This is a genomic window from Algoriphagus persicinus, assembly GCF_035156415.1.
Taxonomy (GTDB): domain Bacteria; phylum Bacteroidota; class Bacteroidia; order Cytophagales; family Cyclobacteriaceae; genus Algoriphagus; species Algoriphagus persicinus.
This window is the reverse complement of sequence record NZ_JAYEEY010000009.1, coordinates 69098-81576: the sequence shown is the minus strand read 5'-3', so window position 1 is coordinate 81576 and position 12479 is coordinate 69098. Positions and strand designations below refer to the sequence as shown.

Annotated in this window: 10 protein-coding genes; 7 read left to right on the top strand and 3 right to left on the bottom strand. The window is 40.5% G+C overall.

All coding sequences use genetic code 11. The annotated features are described in order from the left end of the window. Positions 1-59: 59 nt before the first annotated feature. Positions 60-590, bottom strand: coding sequence for a DUF4402 domain-containing protein (locus tag U3A58_RS08845; RefSeq protein WP_323823052.1), 531 nt, complete (start codon positions 588-590; stop codon positions 60-62). An 875-nt stretch (positions 591-1465) separates the two neighbouring features. On the opposite strand from U3A58_RS08845, the gene U3A58_RS08840 reads away from it, so the two are divergent. Together U3A58_RS08840 and U3A58_RS08835 are read left to right on the top strand one after the other, a co-directional pair. Continuing rightward, positions 1466-4630, top strand: a complete 3165-nt coding sequence (locus tag U3A58_RS08840) for a PAS domain S-box protein (protein ID WP_323823051.1) — start codon at positions 1466-1468, stop codon at positions 4628-4630. Then, positions 4620-4979: a response regulator gene (locus U3A58_RS08835; RefSeq protein ID WP_323823050.1), complete on the top strand. Its 360-nt coding sequence runs from the start codon at positions 4620-4622 to the stop codon at positions 4977-4979. The genes U3A58_RS08840 and U3A58_RS08835 overlap by 11 nt, the downstream gene beginning before the upstream one ends. Positions 4980-5132: 153 nt before the next feature. Here U3A58_RS08835 and U3A58_RS08830 read toward each other — a convergent pair whose 3' ends face one another. Beyond that, on the bottom strand, positions 5133-5711 hold the full coding sequence (locus U3A58_RS08830; RefSeq protein WP_323823049.1) for a HipA domain-containing protein: 579 nt from the start codon (positions 5709-5711) through the stop codon (positions 5133-5135). A gap of 378 nt (positions 5712-6089) precedes the next feature. After that, positions 6090-6530, bottom strand: a complete 441-nt coding sequence (locus tag U3A58_RS08825; RefSeq protein WP_323823048.1) for an RrF2 family transcriptional regulator — start codon at positions 6528-6530, stop codon at positions 6090-6092. A 196-nt stretch (positions 6531-6726) separates the two neighbouring features. Here U3A58_RS08825 and U3A58_RS08820 point away from each other — a divergent pair, with 196 nt between their 5' ends. From U3A58_RS08820 to U3A58_RS08800, 5 genes are read left to right on the top strand one after another with little or no spacing between them, the layout of a single operon-like run. Then, positions 6727-8064 (top strand): MFS transporter, encoded by a 1338-nt coding sequence (locus U3A58_RS08820; RefSeq protein WP_323823047.1) that lies wholly within the window; start codon positions 6727-6729, stop codon positions 8062-8064. A 12-nt stretch (positions 8065-8076) separates the two neighbouring features. Beyond that, the gene (locus U3A58_RS08815) at positions 8077-9132 is read left to right on the top strand and encodes an MFS transporter (RefSeq protein ID WP_323823046.1); all 1056 of its coding nucleotides are present in this window, start codon (positions 8077-8079) and stop codon (positions 9130-9132) included. A gap of 11 nt (positions 9133-9143) precedes the next feature. Further along, positions 9144-11360 (top strand): molybdopterin oxidoreductase family protein, encoded by a 2217-nt coding sequence (locus U3A58_RS08810; RefSeq protein WP_323823045.1) that lies wholly within the window; start codon positions 9144-9146, stop codon positions 11358-11360. A 17-nt stretch (positions 11361-11377) separates the two neighbouring features. After that, complete coding sequence (locus U3A58_RS08805) at positions 11378-11950, top strand: 4Fe-4S dicluster domain-containing protein (protein ID WP_323823044.1); 573 nt, start codon at positions 11378-11380, stop codon at positions 11948-11950. Between the two features lie 15 nt (positions 11951-11965). Beyond that, entirely contained in the window at positions 11966-12472 is a 507-nt protein-coding gene (locus U3A58_RS08800; protein WP_323823043.1) for a QcrA and Rieske domain-containing protein, read from the top strand. The last annotated feature ends 7 nt before the right edge of the window (positions 12473-12479 follow it).

Sequence of the window (12479 nt, the reverse complement as noted above, 5' to 3'; positions counted from 1 at the left end):
TAATGGTAAAAGTACCCCGAGGAATTCCACGGGGTACATTCAATAAAATTTACAAATAATTAATTGTACACCACAGATACAGTAAAACCTGTCGCATCAGTATAAGTACCACTTGCTTGGCTTGCACCAACAGTCAAAGTAGAACCTACCGTAAACGCACCAGCACCTGTACCGTCAAGGGTGGTTGTATTATCAGTCAAGCTACTAGTAAAGGTCCCTAGTGACATTGTTTCTGTACCGGCTGCTTTGGTTATTGTATGTGTAGCGGGCAAATTAACCGTGTAAGCATAACTCGCTTCTCCGGCAACGGTAAACGAAGCAGCTGCCACAGTTCCTGTAGTTCCAGGTAACTGTACTCCTGAAGCAGTTCTTCCGCCTGCTGGAGCTAGTATCACTGTTCCTCCAGCTGTTGTAGCCGTGATATTTCCGAAATTCATATCAGCTACATTAGTAAGAGTTAATGGAGTGATAATAGTAGCAGTCGCAGTTGCATTTTTTTCTACTGGGTCGCCTGTTTGCGCAGTTGCACTGAACGCAAGTCCTACTACCAATAGAGCGATAGCTGGGAGTGTTTTGAAAATGTTTTTCATAGTTTGTGTTTTTAAAGGGTTTTTAAAGTATTTGTTCAGATGATGAAATCATCATTTTCAGAAATACACAGCTCAAAGGTATATGAAAGAAAATTCAATAAGCAAGTTACTTAGCTCATGTGTTATTGATGTCTTTAAATAGACAATTATATCAAGATAAGTTAGATTATTTTAATTTTAAGTTTAATATTTTTAATATAAAATTGAGATGAAATGTGAAATAAGTACTGTGAAAATCATTTAAACTTGTGTATAAAAAAATGGCTAATTTTTTCTTCCAATCTCAAGCTTTTAGATGGCTATAAAAAATAAATGTATTATGAATTCGGTATTATGTATGTTGAGTCAGTTTTAGCTTGCATAAATAATTAAATTATTTTTATTTATTTTAATTCTTAAAATATTTACATTGTTTATTGAATGTATAGTTTCAATGGTGCTACACGAACTTAATGGAAATCTATTAGGATTGTGGTGTTGCTTCTTTAAATGGATGTCGTAAAGTATTGATTTTCAATCGAATTGGTCTTTTGCTATTTATTTATTTGAATTTTAGAAACTGATAAATAATGACTAAACTAACATAAGAGTGGAGCCCTATTAATAATACTTTATATGGAAAACGATTTTATAGCTATGTAATTACTACTCGATTTGGGGATTATACTGCACATAAAATACTAGCCGGTAACAATTCAATTTCCTCACTGCCAACATAATAGAGTTAATATTTTAGCTTATAATATGGATATGGTGTTCTTTTGGAAAAAGGCTCATATAATTCGTTAGTTTTTTTAATACATTTTTCAATTATTAATTGAATTATAGATTGATATATTTGGTGAATCCGAACCTTATAGATTAATTAGGAGAAAATGACTACTAAAAACGTGGCGAAAAGTAATTCCGAATCTTACAACTTAATCTTTGATCTGGCTCCATTTCCAATGTGGATATATGATATGGAGACCTATGAATTTCTGTTAGTTAATCAGGATGCTGTCCGTCATTATGGTTATACAGTAGAGGAGTTTTTGAAAATGACGATTAAGGATATACGGCCTATGGAGGATATGCCAAAATTGGAAAAGTCAATAAGAGATGCACTTATACGAACCGAGACCTACAAGCAGGGGCTTTTCCGACATCAAAAGAAAGATGGAAGTGTCATTTACGTACAGATTAAGCGTAATCTGATAGATTTTGAAGGCAAAAAGGCTGGAATTGTAACTGCAATTGATCTGACTGAAAGGTATAACCAGGAAAGGAACATTGAAGAGCAACGACAATTTCTTGAGGTAATAGGATCAATTCATGAAATTCTATTGAAGTCAATCAATTGGTCTAAGGATCTGGAGCAATGCTTTCAAATCCTTGGTGAATTTCTTCATGTTCATAGAATTTCTTTTTATCAGGAAAACTTGTTTGGGGATACCCAAGTTCCAAGGCTAGCTTGGTGTGGAAATAAATCCAAGATTCCTCATAAACCAAACCCTAATCTTCACCGCATTATGTTTGCTGACTTTCCTCATTTTAGGGAGTCATTGCAAAGAGGGAAGTCATTTGAAATCATAGTTGCTGATTTGCCGCCTTCTCAGACAAAGGAGATCTTGCAGAAACAAAATGTCCATAGCCTGTTGCAACTCCCTGTAATGATTAATAATGAGTTTTCAGGATTGATTACACTGAAAGATTTTGAAAATAGGAGAAACTGGAAGGAAAATGAAATTCAATTACTGAAAACACTGACCTCCAATCTGGCGCATGTAATTAAGGAAGCACAGGTTCAAAAACAGTTGATAGATAATGAAGCTAGGTTTAGGTCACTGGTTCAAAATGGAAATGACTTAATTGCAATCATCGATGGGCTAGGTAATTACAAATATGTTGCTCAGACTTCCAAGAAAGTTCTGGGTATTTCCCCGGAGGAATTCATTGGGAAAAGTGCCTTTGAATATATACATAAGGAGGATGTTTCAAGGATAACAAAGGAGCTGGAGCAAATGGCTACAAAGGAACGAGTGTCCCTCGAACCCTTTCGGTTTCTGGATGCCAAAAAAAACTGGCGATGGGTTCAAACTGATTTCACAAATCACCTTTCTGATCCGGTGATAGCCGGAATTGTTGTTAATACAAAGGATGTAACTGTCGAGGTAGAGAAAAGGATGGGAGAGCAACTATTAGCCTCTCTGACAAAGTCAATCAGTCAACCGGCGTCTTTATCTATTTGCCTTACTGATGCTTTAAAAGTAATAGCTGAACTTTCTAATTTCAGTCTTTCTGAGGTTTGGTTGGTCTCTGAGGATAAATCCCGAATGGATCTAATCACAAAATCAGGTAAGGATAAATGTTTGAAAGCTATTTATCAGGGGTCACAACATGTCCAAAGCTTTGGAAAAGGGGAAGGACTACCAGGGCAGGTATGGGAGATTCAAGAAACCTGTGTTCTGGAAAACCTAAAGAAGAATGAGAATTTTCTACGTCCTTCATTAGCCGATTTGGCCAATCTCCAAATGGCAATAGGAATTCCTATTATGAATAATGAAGAATTTTTAGGTTGTATTGCCTGCTTTTCCTCTTGTCAGAAAAATGATCTTTTGGTACTAACAAAATTGCTAACTAATGTTGGCAAGCAGGTAGGAGCATTGTTCAAGCAAAAGATAGCCGAAGAACAGTACCGCAGTTTATTTAATATCTCACCTGATCCCCACGGTTTACTTGGTTTTGACGGATATCTTAAGAAAACAAACAATGCCTTAGCCAAGCTTTTAGGCTATGAGAAGCCAGAATTATTTAGCAAATCAATTTTCCATTTTTTGCATCCGGAGGATAAGGCCAAAGCACAGGCACGAATTAAGGAACTGATCGGTGGGGCAGCTCCTAAATCGTTTGAGGCAAGATTCTTAACAAAGGACGGCAACATAAAATGGCTTGTATGGAATGGGGTCGTAATACAAGAATCCAAGATCATCATTGCCGTAGCCAAAGATATTACTAAACAAAAAGAGGTAGAAATTGAGCTCTATACTTCTAACAAAAAGCTGAAAACTGCTCAAAAAATAGCCAAACTTGGCTATTGGTATAGAGACTTTACCTCTGATCTCTCAGAGTGGAATGAAGAAACATACCATATCTTTGGATATACACGGGACAATTTCATCCCTACTTTGGACAATGTGACTCAAACTTTCCACCCTAAAGATAGATGTCTTATCGAAGGTGATCCAAGAGATGAGCTTGAGCCTGGCAAAGTCCAAAGTTTTGAGCATCGAATAATTACAGCCTCAAACGAAATCAAATGGGTTCACCAGGAAATCCGTATGCTGGCTGATGAAAATCAGGTTCCCTATAGGATGGAGGGTACAATTCAGGATATTACCGAGAGAAAAGAAAATGAATTGCAACTGGCGGTCAGCAATGAGCGTTTTCAGTTGGCCATCAAGGCCAGCAATGAAATGATCTGGGAAGTGGATCACAAGAGGCAGACAATATATCGTAGTTCAAGTTACTGTAAATTAATCTGTTACAGTACCCTTGAGCCTTTTTCAAAGGAAAACTCTTGGTTCAGAAGTATGCTTTCCCAAGAGGTGAACGATGTATGGAATTCATTTCAGGAAGCTTTGAGCAATAAGAAAGATACCTTTTGGTCCAAAGAATATAAAGTGCTTACCGAAAATGGTTCAATCGCATATTTAGTGGATAGATGTTTTATAGTTAGGGACGAAAAGGGAATACCCTTGCGATCAGTTGGATCGGTTTTGGATGTAACAGCATCTCGTGAACAGCTGGAAAGGATCAAAAAACAGAATGATAAGCTTCGGGAAATTGCCTGGCTTCAATCCCATGTGATTAGGGCACCACTTGCCAGAATTTTGAGTTTAATTTATCTAATGAAGGAGCATGAGGGTGGTGGCAAATCTACAGGGGAAATTTTTGACTTGATTTCTGCTTCAGCAGAAGAGTTGGACAATGTAATTCTTGAAATAATTAACAAGACGGAGGCTGTAAAAGAAAATGATACAACAAATCATGCTCATTGATGATGACCCGGTGATAAACTTCGTTCATTCCAAAATAATACGAAGGAAGTTTCCTGATACCCCATTATTGATTTTTGAAAATGGTCGCAAAGCTTTGGCTCATTTAAAAGACAACCCAATAAATTCCTATCTAATTTTTCTGGATCTGAATATGCCCGAGTTGGATGGGTGGGGATTTTTAAAAGCAATATCCTCGGAAGTCAAAGACATAGATCTCCAAGTGCATATAGTATCTTCATCTGCAGATCCAGAAGATAAACGGGAAGCAAAAAAATATGAGCAAGTATCTTCCTTTTTGGTCAAACCATTGAGAGCAGATGATCTTGAAGAAATAACTTTTATGGATTGACCGATTGAAGAGGTCTGGCATGCTCAATCAGTATTATTCCTAAGCCGTAATAACTTGTGCGCCGTGGCGTAGAATTGCTAATGAAGGGGAGCTTTAGGCTTCCTTTTTTTTCTTTTTTACAAAAATTTTCAAAACTTCAAATATTGGCGTAGATTATAGGAATAGTTGATTGAATTTGCTGGTGATTAAACTTTTGTATTCCTGTTTCATAGATCCGGATAAGAATGATTGATCAATAAACGCCAACCAGGTTTGTTTAAGCTCCGAGAACTTATTGAGAATATTATCTGCGGTTTTATCAGGTATACCGGACACTTTCATGGCGCTATAAAAATCGGATTTTTTTAGACGCCTCTTTTTTCCGGAGATCGTCAATGCAAGCTCTTCCTCGTCACCTTCTACTACCAGTGCTGAGGAAACCAAATCATAGGCAGGTGCCAATTCATAATCACCTCTTGCATTTCTGATTAATGAGAAATTCTTTAAATGCATATCTGCATTACCCGTAAGGAAACTGAATAGCGTGACTTCATAAAATCTCACCAAATCAAGACCCGGATTTGCACTGCTCTTTTTGATTTCTTTGGCGATTTGTTCGTGTGATGATTTGTATTTATCCTCAGTCATTCTTCCCAAAAGTTGGCACATGTCCTCCATATGGAGTTTAGTGCCTTGATCTCGATCCATACGCTTGGTAATGTAGGCCAGTTCGACGGAGTCTAACTGGATCAAGGAATGCTTGGATAATAAGTCTACTCCTGGGGCATTTATCCTGTATAACTTTTATCTGAATCTCCTTATCTGGTATCTCAAGATTAATTTCGCAGAAAATGGGGAGATTCCTGTCTGGGGATAAACTAGAAATTGTAAATCCGCTTTTTTGTAGATTGATGAGATCATGAAGAGAAAATAAGCCTAAAATTAAAATTCAAGCCACTTCGGGATCCCGTCACTTGTACTGAGCTTATCCAAGTATCAGTCTTCCTTTCGATTTTCAATTGATTATTCTTTTAAGCTACTCCAGTTGGACTTGATTTTCGTGACCATATTAAAGCTGCTGTCTCTAAAATCGATGTTATGACCAACTGGAAATAGCGTATTTCTATTAATTCATTTAATCAGAATACTCAATGTTGTTGTACCTTTTATCACTTCGATAGCCAGTAATTTTATGCTTTTTGATGTAAGCATATTGTCTATTTCTTTTCGCACTTTGACTACTTCAAAATGCAGGGGGCAGGGATTTTTTTCAGAACATTTTGGAAGTCCCAAACTACATCCTGAAAACAGATGATCCCCATCTATAGCTTTCACCACATCTTTCAAATTGATTTTAGCATGAGTTTCATCGGCAAAAAAACCTCCGTTTGGCCCCTTGTATGACCCGATGATTTTAGCTTTTACCAATGACTGAAGAATTTTTGCAGTGAAAGCCTCAGGAACATCAATTTCAGCTCCGATTTCTTTTGCTCCTACCTTTCTGTCTTCGAGACTTTTGGTCCATACATAAATGACTGATTTGATGGCATATTTGGCAGCTTGTGAAAACATCGTGGATAAATTTGTCCGAAATATAACCTGCTTAACTGATAAGACAAAAGCCGAAAGTCAACTACCTCTGAGCTTTCATTTAAAAGCCATAATATTTTAGAATAATCTTATTGGTGATTTTTGTCATATAAACTCGATTTTTACCTGGATACCTTGTGGACAAATACGATCCTTTTATCCAAATCTTCTCTCTCCTATGAGTACTTGGCTTAAATCTTGGGAACCTGAAAATCTGGTTTTCTGGAATTCTACAGGAAAGACGATAGCCTGGCGAACCCTGACTATTACCACGATTTCACTGACGCTTTCTTTTGCCACCTGGTTTATGGTGAGCGCTTTAGTCACCAGATTGGATGGTATTGGATTCAATTTTACTTCAAATCAACTCTTTTGGCTAGCAGCTTTGCCTGGTTTGGCCGCCGGGACACTCCGGATTATCCATACATTTCTGATTCCGATTTTTGGAACTCGCCATGTGATCACAGTTTCCACATTTATTAAGCTTATCCCTGTGATCGGATTTGCGTTTGCAGTCATGGATCCTAATACACCTTTTTGGATTTTTGTAGTTCTAGCTTTGACTGCAGGTTTTGGAGGAGGGGATTTTTCTTCTTACATGCCCTCAACCAATTTGTTTTTTCCGGCGCGTTTAAAAGGAGCGGCTTTGGGGATACAGGCTGGAATCGGGAATTTCGGAGTGAGTCTTGCACAATTCATGACTCCTATCATGTTAGGTGTAGGTTTATATGGAGCGCCTCAGGTTTTCTCGAAAAAGAATGCGGCCGGAGAGGTGGTTCAAAGTGAAATTTTCCTTCAGAGCGCTTCCCTTTGGTATGCACCACTTCTAATTATTGTTGGTGTTTTGTGTTGGATTATGCTGAAAAGTGTTCCCATCAAATCCACTTTTAAAGACCAGTTAGGGATCTTCAAAGATAAGCACACCTGGTATTGTACCGTAATTTACTTTATGACTTTTGGCACCTTTGCAGGATTGTCTGCTGCATTTCCACTTTTGCTAAAATCTGTCTATGGACCCTTTGATCCCAGTTTGGATCCTTTGAAATATGCGTTTTACGGTCCGCTGATCGGATCCGCTGCCAGAGTGGGATTTGGGTTTGTTGCAGACAAAACTGGTGGTGCGGTGCTTACAACAATTTCCGGTATTGGGCTTTTAATTTGCACCTTGGTGATAATTTTCCTTAACTTATTAGAGCCAAGCAGCATCGAACAGCTGGATATGTTTATTACACTTATGCTGCTATTGTTCTTTTTTACCGGAATAGGAAATGCATCAACCTTCAAGCAATTTCCAATAATATTCAAGCATAATGCCTTACATGCTTCAGGTGTAATAGGATGGACTGCGGCGATAGGGGCATATGGCCCATTTATCTTTTCTTTGACTATAAGCGCTTTTATAGGAGCAACAGGTTATGCTTCAGGATTTTTCCAAATTTTAGCGGTCTTCCTCGTGATCGCTACAGGAATCAATTGGTACTTCTATCATAGAAAAGGTGCTGAGAAGCCCTGTTAATAATTAATAGATATGTTTAGATTACTTCAAACACTCAACAGATTAGCATTTATCAAGGCAACCATTGCAGCTTTAGCAGTAATAGTCTTGGTTTTTGTGGGGTCCAGAAATCTTCAGAATTTCGATGCTGCGCTGATAGCCTACCTACTGGGGACGATTTTTGCTGTTTTCGGCATCGCATACCGTTATTCCGTTTGGTTGCAACGCCCGCCTACGAGGCTCTATTGGAGGCGTAGTATGCAGTTTCTTTTTAGTAAGGACTTCCCATTTTATTTGACTAGAAGTGTGTCTTTGTTTTTCCAAAACATCCTCTTTCAGCGCTTTATTTATCATCGAAGCCGCACTCGCTGGATAGGACACTTTCTGCTAGCTACGGGTTGTTTGATTGCTTTCGCGGTGACGCTACCACTGACCCTTGGGTGGATTCACTTTGAGTTCAAACCCGGGAATGACATGATTTACTATGCCAAGTTCTTTGGTTTTGAGGTTGGTTCTTTTGAATTGGGATCCTTCATCGCCTTTATGGCATTTCACGCACTGGTGTGGTGCTCGATTTTGGTTACCATAGGAGCAGTGATGATGATGAAGCGTCGCCTTACCGATGGAGGATTGATTGCTACCCAGACATTTGAAGGAGATTGGTTGCCCCTGATCTTACTTATTGCAATTTCAATTACCGGGTTGGGTATTACCTATGATTACACATTTTTGCAGGGCAAAACCTACCAGTTTATGGCGGTGACCCATGCTGTGACTGTTATTCTTTTCCTGATCTGGATTCCATTTGGTAAGTTTTTCCACATTTTTCAGCGCTTGGCTCAGCTAGGAGCCAATCTTTATCGATTTGAGGGGAAAAAGCGGGGAATGGCAGTCTGTCCACATACTCACGAGGAATTTGCAGCAAAACTTCATGTCGATGATTTGAAAGAAGTCACCAAAGAGCTGGGGTTTGACTTTACCCTAAAGGACGGAAGCAGTCATTTGGATCTTAGTCCGGAGGGAAAGAGATCCGCATTGGCAAAAGCACATTTTGAAGTAAGAAAAAATTCCGGATCCTTCTTCGGATAAAAAATATCACCATGGCAAAATTACCTACCTCAGTAGAAAGCATTATCGATCAATTTGGCCCACACAAGGGCTACACTCCCAAGGAAGGTTTCCAAGGAGTTCATGAGCCTGACAAGCTGGTTAAGACACATTGTTGTTTCTGCGGAATGCAATGTGGGATTCAACTAAAAGTAAAAGACAATACAGTAGTGGGCTTTGAACCCTGGATGGAATTTCCCTTCAACGAAGGAAGATTATGTCCCAAAGGAGTGCAGCGCTATCTTCAAAATAATCACCCGGATCGGCTGATGTATCCACTCAAACGTGTGGAGGGCAAAGGCTTTGAGCGGACTTCATGGGAGGAATCCATGAGCAAAACGGTCAGCGAAATTCAGCGAATTCAGAATACTTATGGCAAGGATGCATTTGCTATGCTTTCGGGAGTTTCCTTGACCAATGAAAAAAGCTACATGATCGGTAAGTTTGCCCGAGTAGCACTCAAGACCAAAAATTTGGATTACAATGGACGTCTTTGCATGGTCAGTGCAGGTGCTGGTAACAAAAAAGCATTCGGTCTGGATAGAATTTCTAATTCCTGGGAGGATCTAAAGCATGCTGAAGTGATCATCATTGCAGGAGCAAATGTGTCGGAAACATTCCCTACGCTGACGCACTACATCTGGCAGGCAAGAGACAATGGCGCAAAACTGATCGTAATCGATCCACGTGTCACCCCGATTGCCCGTACAGCTGACCTTCACCTACCGATCAAGCCAGGAGGTGATTCTGCTTTGTTTGGCGCGATGCTCAAAATCTTGGTAGACAATGACTGGCTTGACCATGACTTCATTGACAATTACACCTCAGGATTCCAGGAAAGCATCGATGCGGTAAAGGACTATGATTTGGCTTGGGCAGAGGAAAAAACCGGAATATCTTCCGAAAAAATCCAGCAGGCAGCCGAATTGTGGGGGAAAGCTAAAACAAGTTTTCTCCTTCATGCCCGTGGTATCGAACACCATTCTAAAGGAGTGGATAATGTGCTAAGCTGTATTAATTTGGTATTGGCTACCGGTAGAATCGGAAGGCCTTACTGCGGCTACGGTACGATCACAGGACAGGGAAATGGTCAGGGAGGCAGGGAACATGGTCATAAATGCGATCAGCTTCCCGGTAATCGTGACATCACCAACCCCGAACATCGAAAATACATTGCGGGGGTCTGGGGAATCGATGAAAAAGACATGCCAGGAAAGGGACTTTCTGCTTACGAAATCATAGAGGCAATCCACAAAGGTGAGATCAAAGGGTTGATCACGATCTGTTTTAACCCTTTGGTTTCCTTGCCAAATAACAACTTTGTCCGGGAAGCACTGGAGAAGCTGGAATACTTCGTAGTTATCGACTTTTTTCTCAATGAAACCGCAAGGCATGCTGATGTGATTTTCCCGGGATCTCTTCACGAAGAGGAGGAAGGAACCGTCACCACTGCGGAAGGAAGGGTAGTCAAAATCAATGAGGCGGTCACTCCTCCCGGCGAAGCACACCGAGACTCTGAAATAATCATCGAGCTAGCACAGCGATTAGGGGCTGGCGATAAATTTGCTTATCAAAAGGCAGAGGATATTTTTAATGAATTGCGGGTCGCATCAAAAGGCGGAACAGCCGATTATTTTGGGATTACCTATGAAAAAATAGAAAAAAACATGGGGGTTTTCTGGCCATGTCCATCCGAAGACCATCCGGGGACTCCGCGGCTTTGGGAAGACAAAAAATTCAGAACCCCTGACGAGAAAGCACACTTCAATCCAGTTCCCTATCGAGACCCTTCCGAAGTAGTGGATAAGGAATATCCCGTGGTAATGACCACAGGTCGAGTTGTCTCACAGTACCTCAGTGGTACTCAGACAAGAAGGATTGGCAAACTGGTTGATCAATATCCTGAGCCACTACTGGAAATCCACCCAAAGTTAGCCTATCACTATGGTATCAAGGATGGAGACCAAGTCATCGTAAAAACACGACGAGGTGAAGCGACATTTCCTGCACAAATTGTAGAGACCATTCGAGAGGATACAGTTTTCATTCCTTACCACTGGGGAGGACTCCAATCTGCAAATCAATTAACCATTGGGACTCTGGACCCCATCAGCAAGATCCCTGAATTCAAAGTTTGTGCTTGTCAGCTAATCCCTACAGGCAAAATGGCCTCGGTCAAAGTCAAAGAAACAGCCTATCAAAGTTTTTAACCTAACCACCCTTTATCATGCAAAACCCTCAATATAATCAGCAAATGGAGTTTTTCGTTGACATGCAGCGCTGCATTGGCTGCCATGCATGTGAGATGGCTTGTGCTGAGTGTGAGACAAATGGACAGGAAAGTATGATCCATATTCACTATGTGGAGCGCGCCGTGTCTGTGCAGACTACTGTGCAGGTCTGTATGCATTGTGAGGACCCAGTCTGTGCCAATGTTTGCCCGGCAGATGCCATTACCAAGGATGATTTTGGAGTGGTACATACGGCCAATACATCCCGGTGCATCGGTTGCTCCAACTGTGTACTGGCATGTCCATTTGGTGTGCCTAAGAAAGAGGAGAAAGCCGAGTTGATGATGAAATGCAACATGTGCTATGATCGGACCAGTGCTGGTAAAAAACCAATGTGTGCGACAGTATGCCCAAGCCAGGCGCTGTTCTATGGTACCCGTGAGGAGATCGAAAAGCTCCGTCCCAATAGCACTCCGGTCAATAAATTCTTCTTTGGTGAGGAAGAGGTCAATACCAAAGTAAACATCATGATGCCCAAAGGCAGTACTGCCTTACATATTCATCCTTAAACATTCCCTAGCATTATGTCAAAAGATCCCAACTCCGAAATCCCAAAATGGAAACAGGATTTTCCTATTGAGCAAAAAGAAGCGACTCACGTTTCCCGTCGGGAGTTTGCCAAGTTTCTTACCTTATTTTCCGGGGCTTTGGCTATTGGTAACACAGCCATTGTGGTCAAATCTCTCGCTTTTCCCGAAAAACCTTTGGAAGGAGTTCATCCCATCTGCATGGAGTCTGAGGTAGCCGAGGGGGAATCGTTTCAGTTTGAAATCCAAGGGTCAAAAACTATTCCCTACCTGCTGATTAACTTGGGTAATGGGGAGTGGAGAGCCTTTGAACAAAAGTGTACCCACCTTTCTTGCGCAGTCAAATACCGTCATGATCTTGGACAGATTGAGTGTCCTTGTCACAAAGGGTATTTCAATCCCCGCACCGGTAACGTGATTCAGGGGCCTCCACCTCGGCCTTTGCCTCAACTTGAGGTGGTCCTTCAAGAGGGACAGATATTTGTCAAAGCCCAAAACGCCTAAACCCAAA